The organism is Nocardia acididurans (assembly GCF_016741815.1).
GTDB classification, from domain to species: Bacteria; Actinomycetota; Actinomycetes; order Mycobacteriales; family Mycobacteriaceae; genus Nocardia; species Nocardia acididurans.
The window spans coordinates 121,646-141,850 of sequence record NZ_JAERRJ010000014.1; the positions used below are offsets into that span (position 1 = coordinate 121,646).

General features: G+C 68.5%; 21 protein-coding genes and 1 pseudogene. 5 read left to right on the plus strand and 17 right to left on the minus strand.

Annotated features, from left to right (window positions below):
• Positions 1–62 precede the first annotated feature (62 nt).
• The 5 genes from JK358_RS32275 to rpsP form a co-directional block, all read right to left on the minus strand.
• Positions 63–383: a DUF732 domain-containing protein gene (locus JK358_RS32275; protein ID WP_201954969.1), complete on the minus strand. Its 321-nt coding sequence runs from the start codon at positions 381–383 to the stop codon at positions 63–65.
• 118 nt (positions 384–501) lie between these two features.
• Positions 502–1,191 carry a tRNA (guanosine(37)-N1)-methyltransferase TrmD gene (gene trmD / locus JK358_RS32280; RefSeq protein WP_201954970.1) on the minus strand — a complete coding sequence of 230 codons (690 nt, stop codon included), beginning with the start codon at positions 1,189–1,191 and terminating at the stop codon, positions 502–504.
• Positions 1,192–1,196: 5 nt separating this feature from the next.
• Entirely contained in the window at positions 1,197–1,733 is a 537-nt protein-coding gene (gene rimM, locus JK358_RS32285; RefSeq protein WP_201954971.1) for a ribosome maturation factor RimM, read from the minus strand.
• Entirely contained in the window at positions 1,734–1,976 is a 243-nt protein-coding gene (locus JK358_RS32290; protein ID WP_181581067.1) for an RNA-binding protein, read from the minus strand.
• Between the two features lie 3 nt (positions 1,977–1,979).
• On the minus strand, positions 1,980–2,426 hold the full coding sequence (gene rpsP / locus JK358_RS32295) for a 30S ribosomal protein S16 (protein ID WP_201954972.1): 447 nt from the start codon (positions 2,424–2,426) through the stop codon (positions 1,980–1,982).
• Between the two features lie 224 nt (positions 2,427–2,650).
• Between rpsP and JK358_RS32300 the strand changes: the two genes are divergently transcribed.
• Positions 2,651–2,818, plus strand: coding sequence for a hypothetical protein (locus JK358_RS32300; RefSeq protein WP_201954973.1), 168 nt, complete (start codon positions 2,651–2,653; stop codon positions 2,816–2,818).
• 235 nt (positions 2,819–3,053) lie between these two features.
• Here JK358_RS32300 and JK358_RS32305 read toward each other — a convergent pair whose 3' ends face one another.
• Complete coding sequence (locus JK358_RS32305) at positions 3,054–4,295, minus strand: LppU/SCO3897 family protein (RefSeq protein WP_201954974.1); 1,242 nt, start codon at positions 4,293–4,295, stop codon at positions 3,054–3,056.
• Between the two features lie 104 nt (positions 4,296–4,399).
• Complete coding sequence (locus tag JK358_RS32310) at positions 4,400–5,500, minus strand: amidohydrolase family protein (protein WP_201954975.1); 1,101 nt, start codon at positions 5,498–5,500, stop codon at positions 4,400–4,402.
• A 167-nt stretch (positions 5,501–5,667) separates the two neighbouring features.
• On the opposite strand from JK358_RS32310, the gene JK358_RS32315 reads away from it, so the two are divergent.
• Together JK358_RS32315 and JK358_RS39580 are read left to right on the plus strand one after the other, a co-directional pair.
• Entirely contained in the window at positions 5,668–6,405 is a 738-nt protein-coding gene (locus JK358_RS32315; RefSeq protein WP_201954976.1) for a GntR family transcriptional regulator, read from the plus strand.
• Positions 6,372–6,506, plus strand: a pseudogene (locus JK358_RS39580) (cyanase); the annotation flags it as partial. The gene JK358_RS32315 and the pseudogene JK358_RS39580, both read left to right, overlap by 34 nt.
• On the opposite strand, the gene JK358_RS32320 reads toward JK358_RS39580, so the two are convergent.
• From JK358_RS32320 to ftsY, 7 genes are all read right to left on the minus strand, one after another.
• Positions 6,494–7,456 (minus strand): LysR family transcriptional regulator, encoded by a 963-nt coding sequence (locus JK358_RS32320; RefSeq protein WP_201954977.1) that lies wholly within the window; start codon positions 7,454–7,456, stop codon positions 6,494–6,496. The pseudogene JK358_RS39580 and the gene JK358_RS32320 overlap by 13 nt on opposite strands.
• Before the next feature lie 388 nt (positions 7,457–7,844).
• Entirely contained in the window at positions 7,845–9,416 is a 1,572-nt protein-coding gene (gene ffh / locus JK358_RS32325) for a signal recognition particle protein (protein ID WP_201954978.1), read from the minus strand.
• Between the two features lie 83 nt (positions 9,417–9,499).
• Complete coding sequence (locus tag JK358_RS32330; protein ID WP_307817840.1) at positions 9,500–9,805, minus strand: hypothetical protein; 306 nt, start codon at positions 9,803–9,805, stop codon at positions 9,500–9,502.
• 156 nt (positions 9,806–9,961) lie between these two features.
• Positions 9,962–12,433 (minus strand): [protein-PII] uridylyltransferase, encoded by a 2,472-nt coding sequence (locus JK358_RS32335; RefSeq protein ID WP_201954979.1) that lies wholly within the window; start codon positions 12,431–12,433, stop codon positions 9,962–9,964.
• 172 nt (positions 12,434–12,605) lie between these two features.
• Entirely contained in the window at positions 12,606–12,944 is a 339-nt protein-coding gene (locus JK358_RS32340; protein ID WP_067711303.1) for a P-II family nitrogen regulator, read from the minus strand.
• A gap of 3 nt (positions 12,945–12,947) precedes the next feature.
• Positions 12,948–14,306, minus strand: coding sequence for an ammonium transporter (locus JK358_RS32345; RefSeq protein WP_201954980.1), 1,359 nt, complete (start codon positions 14,304–14,306; stop codon positions 12,948–12,950).
• A 215-nt stretch (positions 14,307–14,521) separates the two neighbouring features.
• Positions 14,522–16,045, minus strand: a complete 1,524-nt coding sequence (ftsY, locus tag JK358_RS32350; protein WP_201954981.1) for a signal recognition particle-docking protein FtsY — start codon at positions 16,043–16,045, stop codon at positions 14,522–14,524.
• Between the two features lie 226 nt (positions 16,046–16,271).
• Between ftsY and JK358_RS32355 the strand changes: the two genes are divergently transcribed.
• Entirely contained in the window at positions 16,272–16,661 is a 390-nt protein-coding gene (locus tag JK358_RS32355; protein ID WP_181581079.1) for a DUF2237 family protein, read from the plus strand.
• A gap of 116 nt (positions 16,662–16,777) precedes the next feature.
• On the opposite strand, the gene JK358_RS32360 is transcribed toward JK358_RS32355, so the two are convergent.
• The 3 genes from JK358_RS32360 to JK358_RS32370 form a co-directional block, all read right to left on the minus strand.
• Positions 16,778–17,194, minus strand: coding sequence for a hypothetical protein (locus JK358_RS32360; RefSeq protein WP_201954982.1), 417 nt, complete (start codon positions 17,192–17,194; stop codon positions 16,778–16,780).
• Positions 17,195–17,318: 124 nt separating this feature from the next.
• Positions 17,319–18,647 carry a hypothetical protein gene (locus tag JK358_RS32365; RefSeq protein ID WP_307817841.1) on the minus strand — a complete coding sequence of 443 codons (1,329 nt, stop codon included), beginning with the start codon at positions 18,645–18,647 and terminating at the stop codon, positions 17,319–17,321.
• Between the two features lie 73 nt (positions 18,648–18,720).
• Positions 18,721–19,743 carry a Rossmann-fold NAD(P)-binding domain-containing protein gene (locus tag JK358_RS32370; RefSeq protein WP_201955082.1) on the minus strand — a complete coding sequence of 341 codons (1,023 nt, stop codon included), beginning with the start codon at positions 19,741–19,743 and terminating at the stop codon, positions 18,721–18,723.
• On the opposite strand from JK358_RS32370, the gene JK358_RS32375 reads away from it, so the two are divergent.
• Complete coding sequence (locus JK358_RS32375) at positions 19,733–20,203, plus strand: helix-turn-helix domain-containing protein (protein ID WP_232852262.1); 471 nt, start codon at positions 19,733–19,735, stop codon at positions 20,201–20,203. The two genes, JK358_RS32370 and JK358_RS32375, sit on opposite strands and share 11 nt — an antisense overlap.
• Positions 20,204–20,205 lie beyond the last annotated feature (2 nt).

Sequence of the window (20,205 nt, forward strand, 5' to 3'; positions counted from 1 at the left end):
GCGCGCTCGCCTCGTCTCCCCGGGGCCTGGACCGAATTGCGCGGTGTCTCAGCCGGATTCGTTCAGGGGCGCAGCATGTGGGCCGGGCAGTAGGCCATGATGTCGATCTCGGTGGCGGTCATGCCGTTCATGCCGACGTTGGTGGCGGGGTGCTGGCGGTCGAAGGCGATCAGGGCTGCTTTGCGGCTCGGGGTGCGTTCGATTTCGGCGCAGGTCTTGTGGCCGAGGCTGATCGAGCGGGTCTTGTAGGCGTCGGATTGGTGTTGGTCCTGCATGAGGTGGAAACGCAGTTCGTCCTGCGGGGTGAACGCGTGGGCTACCGCACCGCCGAAACCGAGCATGGCAGTGGCGACGATGCCGACTGCGATGGCCTGACGAAGCACTTCTGACCCGCCTTTCCTCCGGAGTTTGATGCCCGATTGCTATAACCGGGCGTCCGGAATCTACCGGGCGGAAGGCGAGAGTGGGAGACCCGAAGACGAAAGTGTCCCGGATATCCGATTAGTTCTGGTCGTCCGGAAGCAGGTCGGGGCGGCGTTCGCGGGTGCGTGCCAGGGACTGTTCGCGACGCCAGGCGTCGATCCTGGCGTGATTGCCGGAGAGCAGGATTTCCGGGACGTCCAGGCCGCGCCAGGAGACCGGGCGGGTGTAGGACGGGCCTTCGAGGAGGCCGTCGGAGAACGAATCCTGTTCGTGGGACTGCTGATTGCCGAGGACCCCGGGGATCAGGCGGACGAACGCCTCGGTCATGACGAGCACCGCCGCTTCGCCGCCGATGAGGACGTAGTCGCCGATGCTGACCTCTTCGACGCGGACCCGGCGGGCGGCGTCGTCGAAGACGCGCTGATCGATGCCTTCGTAACGGCCGCAGGCGAAGACGATGTGCTTCTCGGTGGACCAGCGTTCGGCGGTGCGCTGGGTGAAGGGCACGCCCGCCGGGGTCGGTACCACCAGCAGCGCGTCATCCGGGCACACGTCGTCCAGGGCATCGCCCCAGACAACGGGTTTCATGACCATGCCGGGACCGCCGCCGTACGGCGAATCGTCCACGGCCTTGTGCACGTCGTGCGTCCAGTCACGCAGATCGTGCACGCCGACCTCGAGGATGCCCTTGTCGATCGCCTTGCCCAGCAAGGCCGTTCGCATCGGCTCGAGGTATTCGGGGAAAATGGTGACGACGTCGATACGCATCGCGCTCACTCCGGGTCCAGCAGACCTTCGGGCGGATCGATGACGATGAGGCCGTCCGCGATCGAGACCGTGGGCACCATCGCATTCACGAAGGGCACCAGGATCTCCCGGCCCGCGGGCGGGTACGCCTCGGACGCCTTGATCGAAAGCAGTTCTCCCGCAGCCGAATGCAGTACCTCGCGGACGGTGCCGACCAGGGTTCCGTCACCGAGTTCGACGCGCAGCCCTTCGAGCTCGTGGTCGTAGTACTCGTCCGGATCCTCCGACGGCGGCAGATCCGCAGTGTCGACGACGAAGAGCATGCCCCGCAACGCATCCGCGGCCGTGCGGTCGTTCACGCCGTCCAGACGCACGAGAAGCCGGCCCGAGTGTTCCCGGGCCGACTCCACGTCGAATTCCTGCGTCTGCGTGGCGCGCGGCAACTTCCCCTTCAGGGTGTTGCCGGGCGCGAACCGCAGTTCCGGCTCGTCGGTGCGGACTTCTACGACGAGTTCGCCACGCACACCGTGCGATTTGGCGACCCGACCGACGACCAGTTCCATCTACTGGTCCGTGTCGACCACGTCGACGCGAATACCCTTGCCGCCGATACCGGCGACGAGGGTGCGCAGCGCGGTCGCGGTGCGACCACCGCGACCGATCACCTTGCCGAGATCATCGGGGTGCACGTGCACCTCGACGGTCCGGCCACGACGGCTGGTGATCAGCTCGACGTGGACGTCCTCCGGATTGGCGACGATGCCGCGAACCAGGTGTTCGACGGCATCGGCGACTACGGCGCTCATGATTTACTCGGCAGCTTCGGTGGTGGCCTCGGCGGCGTCGGCCTCGGCGGCCTCGTCCTTCTTGGCGGCCTTCTTCTTCGGGGTGACGGCCTCGGTGACCGGCTCGTTCTGCGCGGCGGCGAGCGCGGCGTTGAACAGGTCCAGCTTGGACGGCTTGGCGGCCTTGGTCTTCAGGGTGCCCTCGGCGCCCGGCAGGCCCTTGAACTTCTGCCAGTCGCCGGTGATCTCCAGCAGACGCTTCACCGGCTCGGTCGGCTGCGCGCCGACACCCAGCCAGTACTGAGCGCGCTCCGAGTCGATCTCGATCAGGGAGGGCTCTTCCTTCGGGTGGTACTTGCCGATGGACTCGATGGCCCGGCCGTCACGACGCGTACGGGCGTCGGCGATGACGACGCGGTACTGCGGGTTGCGGATCTTGCCCATGCGGGTCAGCTTGATGCGAACAGCCATGTGCTGTGCCTTTCATTCTTGGTCACGGCCGCAATTCAGCAGCCCGCGCGAGGCGGGCCCGGTTTTGCGTTGAGTGTTGTGACCGCCGCGCGGTACGTAACCGGGGACGGGCTGACACTGCCCTCGGACGAGGACGATCGTTCATTCTGCCAGAGCGGGCGCGGGCGATGAAATCGGCCCTCGTCCAGTGAGAACGCCGGGGCCCCGCGCGGAGATAACCAGTTATGGCAGAGACACCCGATCCGCAGCAACCCCCGCGACGCCGGTCGCGCACCGACAAGGTGATCGACACCGTCGACACCGGGGTCCTCGCGGCCGATGTCGTGACGGGGATTCCCGCGGTGATCCGCATGCTCGGCGGCGGCCTGCGGGCCCTCGGCGACCTGTTCTGACACGACGACAGCCCACCGGAATCGTCTCCGATGGGCTGCGGTCGTGCGGGTATCAGTGGTGCGAGCTCCCGCCGGAGCTTCCGGCTGTGAGCAGCTTCACGATGAGACCGGCCAGAATGCCGGTCAGCAGGCCCTCGACGGAACCCATGTCATTCACCTCATCAGGTCGTGCAGAACAAACATGTGAAGCATGACCGATTCACTCCTGTCGCGTGACCGAAATCGGAAACACGTTTCAACGCCGCGCCAGACAGATGGTGAGCCCCAGCGTCACCCCCGGGGAGTACGTGAGCTTCGCAGGAGTCTCACACTCGGCGTTCTCCGAATCGATGCGCTCGGACACCACATACTTCGCGCTCGGATCGGAGCACTCGACCCGGAAGGTCGAACTCGCCGAGCGACTGTTACCGCCGCCGCTGCCGATGCACTCGCCGACCACCGAGTACAGCGAATCCTTCTGATCGGCCGGACCCATGCACACCAGCATCACCAGATCGGTCTTCTCGTTGGCGGTCGTGAACGAGGAGTTCGCGCCGTGCAGACCCGCGCATTCGGGCTTGGCGGGCTTCTGGAAGACCGTCTTCACCGACAGCACCCGCTGCGTCGCGCTCGGATCGGTGCAGGCCACCAGCGACATGGATTCGTATGCGGCGCAATCGCCGACCTTCGCGTTGTCCATATCCTTCGGGTCGGTGGGTACCGCGCACACCACGATGGCGCGGCCGCCGAGCGACGCCTGCCCGAACGCCATGCGCGCCTCGGGGGTGTTCTCGCAGGCCCGGGTGATCACCGGGATCTTGGGATGCAGTTCGGTGGCGAGCACCTTGGCGGGCAACGACTTCGAATCGCAGGGCACGACCGTCATGGAACCGCCGGACTCCTTGACGTCGATGCAGTCGCCGGCCTGCAGCGCGCCCGGATCGGTCTTGTGGAATCGGGTCGGCGCCAGGCACAGCACGGTGTCGGCCTTCGCACCCTGCGCGACCGGCGCGGTGACCGCCCGGGTGGCGTCGGAGTACTTCAGGCACGCCGACTCCGGCGGGTACACGATGTCCTCGCGCCCGACGATGCGATACAGCGATTTGCTGTCCTGACAGCCGTATTCGACCGGCGTCGCGGCATCCATCGCGACACAGTTGCCCACCGGGAACGCCACCGCTTCCTCGCGGGTGAGCACCCGCACCCCGATCACGGCCGCCACCGCGAGCGCGATCACGGCGGCCAGCGACGCCCACACCCAGCCCCGGCGCAGCCGGGACCGTTGCGGGACAACAGGATTCACCGGCAGCGGCGGAAAACCGTTGTCCTGCCCCGGCGGCGGATAGCTCACCGGCGCGAAAAGCCCCTCGTGTGGCAGACCCGGCGCGCCCTGCACCCACTGCCCGTGCTGCGGAGCCGCGGGCATGCCCGGCTCCCACTGCGGATCGGAGGGCGGGCCGACGGGCTGGTCGGCATGGTCTTTCGACTGGTCGTGCAAGGGTGTCCCCCACCATTACTCGTACTGTGATCAAGCTCTCCGCTGCTGCGAAGATCTTGATCGTAGATGTCGCGGGCGACACCGTCAGCACAGGTGAGAGCGTCCTATCTGTAACCGGTTACCGGATCGCGGCGGTCGTAGACGCGACCGCGCAGCACCACCCAGGACGGGGCCGCGAGAACCTCCACCGACGTGCGTGGATCGTTCTGGTAGACAACGAAGTCCGCGGGCGCGCCCGGTTCGATGCCGGGGCGGCGCAGCCAGGCACGGGCATTCCAGGAGGACGCGCCCAGGGCGTCATGGCCGGAGAAGCCCGCCCCGCGCAGCGCCGCGATCTCGTCGGCGATGCGACCGTGCTTGATGGAGCCGCCCGCGTCGGTGCCGGTGTAGACGGGCACGCCCGCGTCGCGCGCCTTGGCGACCGTCTCCCGGGAACGCCGGTGCAGATCACGCATGTGGGCGGCGTAGATCGGGAATTTGCCCGCGCTGTCGGCGATTTCGGGGAAGGTGTCGATATTGACGAGGGTGGGCACCAGCGCGGTGCCGTGCGCGACCATCATCTCGATGGTGTCGTCGGTGAGGCCGGTGCCGTGCTCGATGCAGTCGATGCCCGCGCCGAGCAGACCGTAGAGGGCGTCCTCGCCGAATACGTGCGCGGTGACCCGCGCGCCCTCGCGGTGCGCGGCGTCGATGGCCTCCTTCAGGATGCCGTCGCTCCACAGCGGCCGCAGATCGCCCACCGAGCGGTCGATCCAGTCGCCGACGATCTTCACCCAGCCGTCGCCCCGGCGCGCCTGCTCCGCAACGATTTCCGGGAGATCGCGCTCATCGTCGAGTTCGATCCCCAGCTCGCGAATGTAGCGGCGCGGCCGCGCGATGTGCCGCCCCGCGCGGATGATCTTCGGCAGATCCTCCCGCTCGTCGATGAACCGGGTGTCGATGGGCGAGCCCGCATCCCGCAGCAGCAGCGCCCCGGCGTCCCGCTCCACCTCGGCCTGCGCGACCGCGCCCTCCGGATCCTCGTCTCCGCCACCGTATTTGATGCCGACATGGCAGTGCGCGTCCACCAGCCCCGGCACGATCCATCCCGAGGCGTGCACGGTGTCCGCGCCGGCGATCGGCTCGAAGGAGATCAGCCCGTCGTGCACCCACAGATCGAGCACCTCGTCCCCGGGGAGCACCACTCCGCGGAAATGCAGACGCATACCGGCCTCCTCGCACCGTGCTCGGACACGAAACCCTGTCCCCGACAACCTACTGCGCCCGCGCCGGACGGTCGGCTACTTGCCGTTCACCGCGCCACCGGCGCCACGGTCCCCGGGACTGTTCCGATCCGAAAAGGCCGGGTCGCGGGCCGATAGTGTGGAATGTCGTGACGGCACCCGGTTCCCTGCGCCACCGCGCCTACGACTCGATCAGAGACCGCATCGTGGGCGTCGAATGGCGGCCCGGCCAGCGTCTGGTGGAACGTGATCTGGCCGCCGAACTGGAGGTTTCCCGTATCCCGCTGCGCGAGGCGCTGCGCATGCTGGCCGCCGAGGGCCTGGTGCTGCTGGTGCCCGGCAAGGGCGCGCTGGTCGCGCCCTTCACCCCCGACGACGTGAACCACCTCTTCGACGTCCGCGAGGCCCTGGAGTCGCTGGCCGCCCGCCTCGCCGCCGCCCGCGCCACCCCGGACACCGTCACCCCATTGAAAACCACACTGGCCGAAGCCCGTTCGGCCACGAAGTCCGGCGACCTGCCCCGCATTGCCGCCGCCAACGCCGCCTTCCACGCCGACATCATCGAGCTCGCGGGCAACCCGCTGCTGAGCATCCAGATGCGCCCCCTGGCCGCCCGCACCGAATGGCTGTTCCGCCTCACCGCCTCCCGCGACGCCGCCGAGCAGTGCTCCGAACACGAGGCCCTCTACACCCTGATCGCCTCCGGCCGCGGCGAAGAAGCCGCCGCCTGCGCCTTCGCCCACGTGGCCGCGGGCCGCGCCCCCAGCGTCGCCCTGGCCGAAACCTGGTCCACCCCGGACTTCGACCCCGAACTCGTCGCGAAAGGCCGCCGGCGTCGCCGTCAGGCACCCGACTCGTCCACGAGGAGTTCGGCGACGGCGTCATGAGCGCCATCAACCTCCGGGTGGACATCCAGCGCCGCCCACACCCGGACGGTGGCCGGGTCGTGGTGACCTGCGACGGGAAGATCTTCGACTACCGCTGGTGAATACGCCTCTCCCCGATCGGATTCCGGTCCGCGAGCAGGGTGATGCCGGGGCGCTGCGCGGACACCGCGCGAATCATCCGCAGCCCCTCGGCGACCACGGGATGCCCGCCGCCGCCCCGGCGCACCACGGTGAGATGCCGCCGGATCGGCACGCTGTCCCCGTGCAGCGGCACCCGAACCACCGCGAATTCGGGCGGAATCAGGCTCAGCCGCCCGATCAGGCTGACGCCGAAGCCGTGCGCGACCATGGCGGCCACCCCGGTGAAATCGACCGCCTGCCCGGCGATCCGGGGCGTGAAACCGGCCGTGGCGCACGCGGCCGACACCACCAGCCGATGGGTGATGCGCTCGCGTCCGGTGATCCACGGCTCGTGTGCGGCATCCGCCAGGGCCACGTCGTCGCGGTCCGCGAGCCAGTGTCCGACCGGTACCAGCAGGTCCATGGGCTCGTCCAGCAGCGGAAGCTGTTCGAATCGCGCATCGCCGGGCGCGGGACTCCCGGGTGACGGCAGCACCACGGCGATATCGCTGTCCCCCGCCGCCAGCAGCTCGAAACAGTGCCCCGACTCGTCCTCGATGAGTTCGACCGTCAACCCCGGGTGGGCAGCACGCAGCCGCGCCGCCGCGGGCGCGACCAGGGCCGCCAGCGCCGTCGGCATGGAGCAGATGCGCAGCACCCCAGCGATTCCCGCGCGGTGCTCCGCCAGTTCGGCGCGCGCTCTCTCGGCTTGGGCGAACAGGAGGTCGGCGTGCCGCAGCAGCGCGTGCGCCGCCTCGGTCAGTTTGACGCGGCGGCCCACCTGCTCCAGCAGCTCGACATCGAGTTCCTGTGCCAGGCCGCGCAATTGCTGCGAGACGGTGGACGGCGTGAGGTGCAGCACGGCCGCCGTCCTGGTGACGGTGCCCTGTTCGCGCAGTATGCGCAGGGTCTGCAAGCGTGGGTCGATCATGTGGCGTTTCCGAACGATCAACTGCGGAAATATTCGATGGACCCAGACTAATGCCGCTGCTGACACTGAGACCATGGCAGCGGACGGACAGTGCGAATTCTGTGGGTGGCCGACGGATCGGCCCTTCCAGACCATCTCCCGGCATCGAACCTCGGAGGGGCTGGTGAGCTACACCCGCTGCGCCTGCGGGACGATGCGAGTGATGCTGGCGCCCAGCGGATTCGGCATCAGCCGCCCGATCGGCCGACCCTGACCTCGGGCGGCGCGAGCGCGGAGCGGTCCGAATCCCGGCCCCGCGCCGCATACTTCGCGCCGGGGCGAATCCCTGCCGACCAGAGATCGGCCCCGTCGCGAGTGCGACGGGGCCGCTTCCGTACCCCTCGGGGCTCTAATTCTTCGGGAACTTCAGCTTCGACAGGTCGAAACCTTCGAGACCGGGCGGGAGTTCGTTGAGACCGGCGGGCATATTGGACAGATCGGGCATGCCGCCGGGCATACCGCCCGGAAGGCCGGGCATGCCCGGGAAGCCGCCGCGCACCTTCGGCGGGGTGGGGCCGCGCCCGCCCTTCTTGCCCTTCTTGCCTTTGCCCTTGCCCTTGCTGTTGCCGCGCGCGCCGGGCAGGCCGAACTGGCGGCTCATGGCGCCCATCATCTTCTTGGCTTCGAAGAAGCGGTCGACGAGCTGGTTCACGTCGGTGACGGTGACGCCGGAGCCGTTGGCGATGCGCAGGCGGCGCGACGCGTTGATGATCTTCGGGTTGGCGCGCTCGGCGGGGGTCATACCGCGGATGATGGCCTGCACGCGGTCGAGCTGCTTGTCGTCGACCTGGGCGAGCACGTCTTTCATCTGGCCCGCGCCCGGCAGCATGCCGAGCAGGTTGCCGATGGGGCCCATCTTGCGGATGGCGAGCATCTGCTCGAGGAAGTCCTCGAGGGTGAGTTCGCCGGAGCCGATCTTGCGCGCGGCCTCCTCGGCCTGCTGCGCGTCGTAGACCTGTTCGGCCTGCTCGATGAGCGAGAGCAGGTCGCCCATGCCGAGGATGCGGCTGGCCATGCGGTCGGGGTGGAAGACGTCGAAGTCTTCCAGCTTCTCGCCGGTGGAGGCGAAAAGGATGGGCTGGCCGGTGATTTCACGCACCGAGAGCGCCGCGCCACCGCGAGCGTCGCCGTCGAGCTTGGTGAGCACGACGCCGGTGAAGCCGACGCCGTCGCGGAAGGCCTCGGCGGTGGCGACCGCGTCCTGACCGATCATGGCGTCGAGGACGAACAGGATCTCGTCCGGGTTCACGGCGTCGCGGATGCCCGCGGCCTGCGACATGAGTTCGGCGTCGATGCCGAGGCGGCCGGCGGTGTCGACGATGACCACGTCGTACTGCTTCTGCTCGGCCTCGGCGATACCGGCCCGCGCGACATTCACCGGATCGGCCGCGGAGATGCCGAGCGGGTTGTCGCCGCCGCCGATGGAGGTGCCCGGATGCGGTGCGAACACCGGCACCCCGGCGCGCTCGCCGACCACCTGCAGCTGGGTGACCGCGCCTGGACGCTGGAGGTCGCAGGCGACCAGCAGCGGCTGATGCCCCTGTCCCTTCAGCCATTTGGCGAGCTTGCCCGCGAGGGTGGTCTTACCGGCGCCCTGCAGACCGGCCAGCATGATGACGGTCGGCGGGTTCTTGGCGTACTGCAGTCGCCGGGTCTCGCCACCGAGGATGCCGATGAGCTCCTCGTTGACGATCTTCACGACCTGCTGGGCCGGGTTCAGCGCCGCGGAGACCTCAGCGCCCTTGGCGCGCTCCTTGATCTTGGCGATGAAGCTGCGCACCACCGGCAGCGCCACGTCGGCCTCGAGCAGCGCCAACCGGATCTCGCGCGCGGTCGCGTCGATATCGGCCGGTGACAGGCGCCCCTTGCCGCGCAGATCCTTGAGGGCACCGGTCAACCGGTCGGAAAGGGATTCGAACACCGATCGCGCTCCTGATCTCGAGGGACGTCACTCGATATACCAGGGTAGTGGTCGGCGCGAAGTGGTGAGACACAGCGTCCGCGCTAATCCAATCCGGGCCGGGGGCGGGGGCGGCGCAGATCGTGTTTCTCGGTGCGGACCATGTGCACGGCTTCGCGGGCGGTGAGGCCCAATCCGAGTGCGAGACCGTCCAATACGGCCCATTCCGAGTCGGAGGGGGTGCGGTCGGCCACGGTCGAGGCGATCGTCATGGCGGTGACGGCCTGCTGTCCGGAGAGGGTGCGGCCGGGTAGCCAGGAGACGACCCAGCGGTCGCCGCCGACGCAGCGGGCGATGTGCTGGGTCAGATCGCTCGTCATCATTGACGCGGAGCTCACTTCAATTGCCACCGAACCACTCCCCTCGGGCGTGCGACAGCATGGGCTGAAGCGAATCGTAGAGTGCGGTAACGGTGACCCGATGAGTATTTCAGCAAATTGCCTGCAACATTTGGATTAACTGGCAAACGTGTGGTTTGCCAGTTAATCCGAGTTCCTGGCGATCGGTCAGAAAACCCTGGTTGATCCGTTTTCCGTGTCCGATTCAGGAGTTTTCTTCGGTTGTTGCGGCGGAACCACCGCGAGCAGCGCCGCTTCGATTTCGGCGCGTCGCTGCGGTGTGTCGGAAGCGCCCAGATCCAGCGAGAAGGCGTCGATGACCGCAGCGCCCATGGTCATGACTTTCGCCCAGGAGACATTCACCCCGGAATCGGACAGCGCTTTCGCCAACCGGCTGAGCAATCCGAGCCGATCCTCGGCCCGCAATTCCAGCAGCACCCGGCCCGGCTCGGCCGTTTCGTACCAGATCACCCGCGGCTGCGACTGCGCGAATGGACTCGGCTGCGTGCCGCCCGCCTCGCGTTCCTTCTTGGCCAGCACCGAGGTCAGATTCAGATCGCCGTTGATGGCGCGGATCAATTCCTGCCGCAGCAGACCCGGATCCGGCGGATTTCCGAAACGCGGCACCACGGTGAAGGTGTCGATGGCGGATTTCCCGACGCTCACCAGATCCGCGGACAGCACCCGCAGCGAATGCAGGGCCAGCACCCCCGCCGCCTCGGAGAGCAGGCCCGGGGTGTCGGGAGCGACCACGGTGACGATATGGGTGTAGCGGCCCTCGCCGTGCCGCAGCTCCACATGCACGCCCCCGGCCTCGGCGCGCGCCCGCAGTTCGTCCGGAATCGGTTCGGGCTCGGGCAGTTCGTCACCGGCCATGGCGATCCGGCAGCGGCGCACCAGATCTCCGATGAGCGAGGCCTTCCAGTCGTTCCAGACGCCGGGACCCGTTGCGAGGGAATCGGCTTCGGCCAGCGCGTGCAGCAGTTCCAGCAGCTGCGGGTCACCGTCGAGGGCGTCGATCACCGCCTTCACCGTGTCCGGATCGGCGAGGTCGCGGCGCGTCGCGGTATCCGGCAGCAGCAGATGGTGGCGCACCATGGCCGACAGCGTCTTCACATCCGAGGGCCACAGCCCCAGCCGCCGCCCGATCGAGGTGGCCAGCTCCGCACCGACCACACTGTGATCCTCCGTGCGCCCCTTGCCGATATCGTGCAGCAGCGCGCCGATGAGCAGCAGGTCCGGGCGGGCGACCCGGGTGGACAGCGCACTGGACTGCGCCACCGCCTCCATGAGATGGCGGTCCACGGTCCAGGTGTGCATGGCGTCGCGCGGCGGCAGATCGCGCACCACGCCCCATTCCGGGAACAGCCTGCCCCACAGGCCGGTTCGATCCAGCGCCTCGATGGCGTCGATGGTGCCGCGGCCCGCGCCCAGCAGCACCAGCAGATCGTTGAGCGCCTCCTTGGGCCACGGCTCGCGCAGTTCGGGCGCGTCCTCCGAGAGCCGGTTCAAGGTCGTCGCGGACATGGGCAATCCGGTCTGCGCCGAGGCCGCGGCCACCCGCAGGATCAGGCCGGGATCGCGCTGCGGGCGGGCGTCACGAGCCAGCACCACCTCACCGGAATGCTCGACCACCCCCTCATCGAGTGGTCGGCGCACCGGGACGCGGCGCAGTCGCGCGAGCCCGCGCCGCGGCAGCGCGTTGGCGGCGGTCCGCAGCCCGACGTCCACCGAATAGCTGACCGTGCGCGCGGCGTCGCTCAGCGTGCGGGCCAGATCGAAGCGGTCGCCGATGCGCAGCGCCGCCCCGATCTCGTCGGCGTCCTGGGCGCGCAGCTGATCCCGTGCGCGTCCGGCCACGCGATGCAGTTCGGTGCGCACGTCCAGCAGCCGGCGATGCGCCTGCTTCAGCCCGCCGCCGGGCACGTCCGGACCGAGCCCCGGCATGGCGTCGGTCAGCTGTGCGATGGCGAGGGCGTCGAGCAGCTGGATATCGCGCAGGCCGCCGCGTCCGGCCTTCAGATCGGGTTCGGCGCGGTGCGCGATCTCGCCGTTGCGCCGCCATCGGGTTTCGGCCTGGGCGATGAGTTCGTCGAAGCGGGAACGGATTCCGGCTCGCCAGTCCCGGCGCACACCGCTGATGAGCAGGTTGCTGAGCCCTTCGTCGCCGACGATGTGGCGGGCCTCCAGCATGCCGAGGGCGGCGGTGAGATCGTCGGAGGCGACGCGCAGCGCCTGGGGCACCGTGCGCACGCTGTGATCGAGTTTGATGTGGGCGTCCCACAGCGGATACCAGAGCTGGTCGGCGACCTCGGCCACCTGCTGCGGGTCGACGTCGTCGTAGAGCAGCACCAGATCCAGATCGGAGTAGGGCAGCATCTCGCGGCGGCCCAGCCCGCCCACGGCGACGATGGCGAGCCCGGAGTCGGCGGTGATGCCGACCTCGTGGCCCTTGGTGGTCAGCCACAGCTCGTAGAGGTCCACGAGCGCCTGGCGCAGCGCCTCGGATTCGAGCCGTGAGGCCCGTCCGTTGGCGTTGTGCTCGGCTATCAGCTGGTTGCGGGCCCGGACCAGATCCGATGCACCATTGGAGACCTTCTCGCCGTTGGAGATCTTCTCGTCGCGTTGCTGGAATCCCACAACCCACCACCAATCTCATTCAATTCGTTCGGTTCCGGCTGCGGCGGGAACCTGGCGGCGCCGAATCCGATCCGGCGCCTGGACTTTCCGAGCGTGTCGCGAACACGGGGGCGGCCCCGTCCCCGCCGGTCCTGGTCCGGTGGGTGCGGGGCCGCCGCGTGTCAGTAGCCCTTTACAGGGCGTCCGATCCGCGCTCGCCGGTGCGAACCCGGATGACGGCCTCGACCGGGGTGACCCAGACCTTGCCGTCACCGATCTTGCCGGTGCGGGCGGCCTCCACGATCACCTCGACGACCTTCTCGACGGAGGCGTCGTCCACGACCACCTCGACCCGGACCTTCGGGACGAAGTCCACGGAGTACTCCGCACCTCGGTACACCTCGGTGTGGCCCTTCTGGCGTCCGTAGCCCTGGACCTCGCTGACGGTCATGCCGAGCACGCCCGCCTGCTCCAGCCCGGACTTGACGTCCTCGAGCGTGAACGGTTTGACGATTGCGGTAACCAATTTCATGCGTCATGCCTCCTTGACGAGGGCGGTCCGTGCCGATCCACCCACAGCAGCGAAATCGTATGCCGTTTCCGCGTGCTCGGACTCGTCCAAGCCCACGAACTCGGCTTCTTCGTCCGCCCGGAGGCCGATGGTGTACTTGATGGCGAGGGCGATGATGAGGGTCGCGATACCCGAGAAGGCAAGTACCGCACCGGCTCCCGCCGCCTGCTTGATCAGCTGATCCGCGCCGCCACCGTAGAACAGACCCTTCACGGCGGCCGGAGCCTCGGGCGCGGCGACCAGGCCGACCATCAGGGTGCCGACGATACCGCCGACCAGGTGGACGCCGACCACGTCGAGCGAGTCGTCGAAACCGAACTTGAACTTCAGGCCGACCGCCAGGGCGCACAGCGCACCCGCGACAACGCCGATGGCCAGCGAACCGACCACGTTCACCGAGTTACAGGCCGGGGTGATGGCGACCAGACCGGCCACGATGCCCGAGGCCGCGCCGAGGGAGGTGGCGTGGCCGTCGCGGATCTTCTCCACGAAGAGCCAGGCCAGCATGGCGGCGGCGGTGGCGATGACCGTGGTGAGGAAGGTGGCGCCGGCGATGCCGTTGGAGCCGACCGCGGAACCGGCGTTGAAGCCGAACCAGCCGAACCACAGCAGGCCCGCGCCGAGCATGACGAACGGCAGGTTGTGCGGGCGCATGGGAGTCTGCGGCCAGCCCTTGCGCTTGCCGAGCACGAGTACCAGGACCAGCGCCGCGATACCGGCGTTGATGTGCACGGCCGTGCCGCCTGCGAAGTCGATGGCCTTGAGCTTGTTGGCGATCCAGCCGCCGGTCTCGCCGGTGATGCCGTCGAAGGCGAAGACCCAGTGCGCGACAGGGAAGTAGACGACGGTCGCCCAGACGCCAGCGAACAGCAGCCAGGAACCGAACTTCAGGCGGTCGGCGACCGCACCCGAGATGAGGGCGACCGTGATGATCGCGAACATGGCCTGGAAGGCCACGAACACCGTCAGCGGGATACCACCGGCCACTGGGATGCTCGCCGGTGTCACGACACCGGCATCGTCGGTGGTCGCCGTGTAGGCACCACCGAAGATGCCCTTCAGGCCGAAGTACTGGGCAGGGTCTCCGAACAGGTTGCCCTTGTCGTCACCGAACGCGATCGAGAAGCCGTACAGCGCCCAGAGGACGCCGACCACGCCCATCGCGCTGATGCTCATCATGATCATGTTCAGCACATTCTTGGAGCGGACCATGCCGCCGTAGAAGAACGCCAGACCGGGTGTCATCAAAAGCACGAGTGCTGAACTGGTCAGCATCCATGCGGTGTCGCCGGCGTCAGGTGCGCCGATTACGGGAAAATCCACCGCAATTTCCTCCTCATCTCGAGCCCTGCCGCTACCGGCGAACGAGCCTGCAATGAGGTTCCTCAGTTGGTGTTTCATCCGTGAGCCTGCGGCGTTTCACTCAGGTGAACGGATGAGTTTGCACTGTTTCGGGTGCGTTTCCGAAACCGCACTTCTGTTACGAGAACATTGTGAGGATGATGTTGTTTTCCGCAATCGGCGCAGGTGAGAGGTGGTTATCCGAGGAGTGCGTCGACAAAGGCTCCGGGCTCGAATGGCGCTAGATCATCCGCACCTTCTCCCAAACCAACCAGTTTCACCGGAACGCCTAGTTCATGCTGCACCTGGAAAACAATGCCGCCCTTGGCAGTTCCGTCCAGCTTTGTCAGAGCAACTCCGGTGATATCGACGACTTCGGCGAAAACTCGGGCCTGCATCAGACCGTTCTGTCCGACGGTGGCGTCGAGTACCAGCAGCACCTCGTCGACTTCGGCCTTCTTCTCCACGACGCGCTTCACCTTGCCCAGCTCGTCCATGAGACCGGTCTTGGTGTGCAGGCGGCCCGCGGTGTCCACGAGGACCACATCCACGCCCCGATCGATGCCCGCGCTCACCGCGTCGAAGGCGACAGCCGCCGGATCAGCGGCTTCCTTGCCGCGCACGGTTTCCGCGCCGACCCGCTCACCCCAGGTCTGCAGCTGATCGGCCGCGGCGGCGCGGAAGGTGTCGGCCGCGCCGAGCAGCACGCGACGGCCGTCGGCGACCAGCACGCGCGCGAGTTTGCCGGTGGTGGTGGTCTTTCCGGTGCCGTTCACGCCGACGACGAGCAGCACGGCCGGATGTCCGGCGTGCGGCAGCGCGCGGATGGAACGATCGAGTTCCGGGCGCAGCGCCTCGATCAACACGTCGCGCAGCACATTCCGGGCGTCCTCGGCGGTGCGGACACTGCGCGAGGCCATCTCCTCGCGCAGGCGCTCGACCACGGCCGCGGTGCTCGCGGTGCCGAGGTCGGCCATCACGAGGGTGTCCTCGATCTCCTCCCAGGAGTCCTCGTCGAGGTCGCCACCGCCGAGCAGGCCGAGCAGCGATTTGCCGACGGCGTTCTGCGAGCGGGACAGCCGGCCGCGGAGCTTGGTCAGGCGACCGGCGGTGGGCTCGATGTCCGGGACGACCGGAGTAGCGGGTTCGGGCTCGGCGACCACGGGCTCGGGCGCGACCGCCACGGGCTCGGCGACCACGGGTTCCGGCTCGACGGCCACGGGCTCGGGCTCGGCGACCACGGGCTCCGGCTCGACGACGACCGTCTCGGACGCCACGGTCTCGGCGGCCGGAGTCTCGGCCTCGGCGGCCTCGGCTTCGGGAGCCTCGGCGGCGGGCGCGGGCTCAGGGCCCTGGACAGGTTCGGGCAGTTTGACGTCGGTGATGGTGCGCTTGCCCGCATCGCGCGGGATGGCGGCGTCGTCGCCGACGTGCGGCTGGCCCTCGTCGTCGGTGCGCTCGAGCACCGGTTCCGGCTTCGGCGCGGGCGCCGGTTCGGGTTTGGGTTTGGGCAGGGTGGCGGTGCCGCTGCCTTCGCTGAAGCTGAATCCGCTGGATGCGGTATAGCCGCCCGACCGGTCCTTCTGCTCGGTGAGCTCCTTGCTCTCCGGCGGCGGAGTCAGTGAGATGCGGCGGCGCTTGTAGAGGACGAATCCGGAAACGAACGCCACCAGCAGCACCGCTGCGATCGCGGCAATGAGGATCCAAGCTTGTCCATTCACACGCTCATCCTGTCAGAGAGTGCGCAGTTGCCTGATTCACGCACCTACCGACGGGTTGCGGAGGAGTGTCACTTACCACAATCCGGTGTATAGCGGCTATGGACACGCCGATCCGTGTCCCCCGAATCATGGCCGGAACCGGGTGAGGACCGACCGGTCTGCTCGACAACGCACCACAGTGCGGAAGGAGCGGCGAATGCGACACCGAGACAATAGGATCGGCGACGTGACCGATCGAAATGTGCTTGGGGGACCGCTGGAGGAGTGTGGCACCGATCCTCTCACCGGCTTCTACCGGGACGGCTGCTGTAGCACCGGGCCCGAAGATCTGGGCAGCCACACGGTGTGCACTGTCGTGACCGCGGAGTTCCTGGAGCATCAGAAGTCGATCGGCAACGACCTCATCACCCCGCGTCCCGAGAACAACTTCCCCGGCCTGCAACCCGGCGACCGCTGGTGTGTGGTGGCCGTGCGCTGGCTGCACGCCCATGAGGACGGCGTCGCGGCGCCCGTCGTGCTGGCCGCCACCCATGAGAACGCCCTCGAGGTGGTCCCGATGGACACGTTGCGCAAATACGCCGTCGACGTCCCCGACGACGTGAGCGACCTGCTGTAATCCGCGCCGTCCGAGCGGCATTCGTTCGCATTCCCGGGGCGGTCGGCCGACCGCCCTGTCCCCCAACGACTTCGATGCCGCCCGGAGACCTCCGGGCGGCATCGTGCTGTGGTGCTTCAGCGTTCGGTGCGCAGCAGGTAGAACTGCAGGGCCGAGACGGTCGCGGTGAAGGCGGCGATGAAGATGATGCCCGCCGCACCGAGGGTGGTGGGTTCGAGCCAGCCCGCGGCCAGGGTGATCAGGCTGTCGACCGTCCAGAAGGCATTGAGACCGGCGATGACGGCCGCCGGGCGGCGCGGGAATTCGGGCCGGGTGGCGACCACGAAGACGCCGACCGCGTAGACCATGAAGAAGATTCCGGTGGCGAGCAGCACCCAGGTGTCCAGACCGAGGGGGCCGTCCAGCACCCCGGCCAGGACGGTGATGAGCAGGCCGCTGGTGAAGGTGAGGATGGCGTCGGCCTCGTAGACGAAGCGCAGCGGGGTCATGCCGAGGATGCGGCGGGAGGCGGGGGTGGTGGCCGTGGCGGTCATGGGAATCGGGTCCTTCCGATCAGGTTCGGTGGTGCTGCTTCGACAGTGGCCGCCACCGCACTGCCGGAACCATCCCAAGAGCTGCCGTTTACTGCCAGCCGCAGGTCAGCGCCGTTTCATCGCATCAGGACGGCAGTGAATCGATGCCGGATCGCAGCTGGGCGGCGATGATGCGCGCTGCCGCGTTCTGCCAGTTGTGCAGGGTTCGCTCGGGCACCTGATCGACGAACCAGGCCAGCGCGCGCCGCGAGACCGGGTCGAGGTCGGTGCGTTTGGTGCGCACGCTGTAGGGCCGGATGCCGACGACGTAGTAGAAGTACACCGAGTTGTAGTGCCGCCACTCCTCGCTGGTGCCGAAATCCTCTCCGGTGCGCGGCTTGAGCTGATTGATGTTCTCGCTCAGCAGCGCCTTGAGCTCGGTGGCGCGATCGAGCGGGCCGGTGGTGTCGCGGCCGGCGAGCCGGATGTCGATATCGGGCAGATCGATGAGCGGACTGGAGACCAGCTTGCCCAGATCCGCGTAGTGGCTGAGCGCGCGCCGGGTGAGGCGCGCGAATTCGTCCTCGCCGAGGGCGGCCAGCCCGGTGTCGGTGTCCTTGCGCGGCAGGGCCTCGGCCGCGGCGCGCAGTTCGCTGCGCTCCTGCCGCAGCTGCGGGGAGGCGAAGGCCAGCCGGTCCACGCTCGCCTGGAGCGGCGCGTTGAGCACCTGCATGGCGATGGCCGCCGCGACGGAGCCGAACAGCAGGGCGACGAGTGCGGTCCGCTCCCCCGCGAGCACGATGGCCACCGCCGCCTGCCCGCCGAACACCACGCCGGTGACGGCCGAAACCAGTAGGGAGCGCACCATATCCGCGCGCAGCGCCTCGCCCTCCTCGAAGGCGTCGAGCACCGCGATGCCGATGCCGAGCAGCACCAGGTCGACCGCGACGGCCGACAGCATGCTGGTGCGTGGCAGCGCGTTGAACCCGACCAGGATCAGCGAGGCGCTCAGCCCGAACATGAGCGCGCCGACCGTGAGCAGCCCGACCGCGGAGCGGTGCACGCCGACCGCGAAGTCGTAGCGCAGCATCACCGCCAGCATGGTCACCAGCAGGGCGGTCACCGCGAGCGCCCCGAGCAGGTATCCGGCGGGCAACAGTCCGGCCGCGGCGGGCATGGCCAGGACCGCGCACACCGGTACCAGTCCGAGTCGCCACACCCGGTCACCGCGTTCGATGAACCGTTCCGGCAGCAGTCGCACGAACACCCCGGTCCAGGCGATGGCGGGCAGGCACACCAGCACGATCCGCACCCCGTCGAACCAGTGCGCGTCCACGGCCAGCGCATCGCCGACCACCGCCACCGCATACGCCAGCAGTCCGGTTCCGGCCCGGAACAGCACGGGCTTTCGCGAATCCCGTGCGAGCAGATACAACCCCAGCCACCACGCCACCCCGAAAGCGATCGCAGACACCCACAACACGCTGTGAGCCTACTTCGCGCGCGTCGTCCGGTGCCGCCGTACCGAAAACCGTTGGCAGCGGCCGCTACCCGGGACACCTCCTGCCGACCGTGCCGATTCCGCATCGCTCACCGTCGGGCGTTAGCCTCGCCGGGCGGTGCGGAGGGCCCTGTCGCGGCGGGTGCCGGCGGTGCGGGCAGGGTGATGGTCTTCGTGGGGGCCATGATTCGTTCCAGCCCGGCCAGGGATTCGAGCAGGGGCAGGCGCGTGATGGTGTTGCGGGCGGCGAGGCCGAGGCGCGTTCTGGGCACCAGCAGGCGCAGGTTCGGTCCCACCCGCTGTTTGTGGTCGACCAGTGGCCGTAGTGCCCGGTCGTATTCGGCGAAGGCGCGCCGATGGTCGCCGTGCGCCGCGGCCAGTTCGGCCGCGAGCAGGTACGCGCCGACGAGTGACAGTTCGGCTCCGGCACCGGATACCGGGGAGCCGCAGTAGCCCGCGTCGCCGACGAGGGCCACACCCGGCCGCGCGCCCACGAGGTCAGGTGCACCTGGGCGAGCGCGTCGACGTAGAGGTCGGGATCGGCCAGGGCTCCGGCGAGTAGTTCCGGTACGCGCCACGAGGTTTCCCGGCCGAACTCCCGCCGCAGCAGTTGGTGCGCGAATTCGGGTTCACGATGGTCGAATTCGAGTTCCTGGCCGCGGAACATGGAGTACGCCTTGGCTTCCGCATGGTGCTGTGAGCGGTAGACGCCCGCCATACGACCGGGCGTGTTGAACATGGTCATGCTGCTGTCCGCGCCGAGCGCCGGATCGGCGGCGGCGAAGGCGAAGTAGTGGCCGAGATGCCGGACGAATTCCCGTGATTCGCCGAAGACGAGCGCCGGACGCCGGAGTGCAGCCCCGTCCGCGCCGATCACCAGGTCGAAGCGTTGTGCGGGCGCGTGCTCGAAGGTGACGGTGACGCCGGTGTGATCCTGGTCCAGGGCGGTGATGCTGTCCGCGAAGCGGTATTCGGCTGCGTCGCCGACGAGTTCGCGCAGCAGGGCGACGAGGTCGCCGCGCATGATCTCTACCCCCGCGCTGTGCTGGTCGTTCTTGATGCGCCGCACATCTTGCACCTTCACCCGCCTGCGCGACCTGGCCCTGTCCGCCCAAGCCCTCATCGCAGGCCCTGCCCCCGACCTCACGGCCCGCATCCACGCCGCCCAGGTCTACGCGGCCCTCAGCGACCCGATCATCATCTTCGCCGACCACCCCGCGAACCGAACTCCGCGAAGCGGACCTGGCCGGAGCCCGCCGCCTCCTCGCCCCCCGAATCCCCTGGAAAGCACCGCCCGGCAACCACCCCGCCCCCCGCGAACCCCACGCCCACACGCCGCTCCGCGCTCCCCGGCACCGACCACCGGCCGGGGCCGCCCCACCGCCATGACCCCCGACATGATCGAATCCGCCCGCCGCATGCGAGATTCCGGCACCCGGTCGATCGACGCCATCGCCGCCGCCTACGGCGTCTCCCGCGCGACCCTCTACCGCCACCTCGCCACACCCACCGACCGCACGACCACCTGACG

Excerpts from the sequence above, each read along its gene's own strand:
- JK358_RS32300 (WP_201954973.1), top strand. The coding sequence starts at position 2,651 with ATGGCAGAGACACCCGATCCGCAGCAACCCCCGCGACGCCGGTCGCGC.
- JK358_RS32360 (WP_201954982.1), bottom strand. The coding sequence starts at position 17,194 with ATGACCGCCACGGCCACCACCCCCGCCTCCCGCCGCATCCTCGGCATG.
- JK358_RS32320 (WP_201954977.1), bottom strand. The coding sequence starts at position 7,456 with ATGATCGACCCACGCTTGCAGACCCTGCGCATACTGCGCGAACAGGGC.
- JK358_RS32290 (WP_181581067.1), bottom strand. The coding sequence starts at position 1,976 with ATGAGCGCCGTAGTCGCCGATGCCGTCGAACACCTGGTTCGCGGCATC.
- JK358_RS32340 (WP_067711303.1), bottom strand. The coding sequence starts at position 12,944 with ATGAAATTGGTTACCGCAATCGTCAAACCGTTCACGCTCGAGGACGTC.
- JK358_RS32310 (WP_201954975.1), bottom strand. The coding sequence starts at position 5,500 with ATGCGTCTGCATTTCCGCGGAGTGGTGCTCCCCGGGGACGAGGTGCTC.
- trmD (WP_201954970.1), bottom strand. The coding sequence starts at position 1,191 with ATGCGTATCGACGTCGTCACCATTTTCCCCGAATACCTCGAGCCGATG.
- rpsP (WP_201954972.1), bottom strand. The coding sequence starts at position 2,426 with ATGGCTGTTCGCATCAAGCTGACCCGCATGGGCAAGATCCGCAACCCG.
- rimM (WP_201954971.1), bottom strand. The coding sequence starts at position 1,733 with ATGGAACTGGTCGTCGGTCGGGTCGCCAAATCGCACGGTGTGCGTGGC.
- JK358_RS32375 (WP_232852262.1), top strand. The coding sequence starts at position 19,733 with ATGCGCCGCACATCTTGCACCTTCACCCGCCTGCGCGACCTGGCCCTG.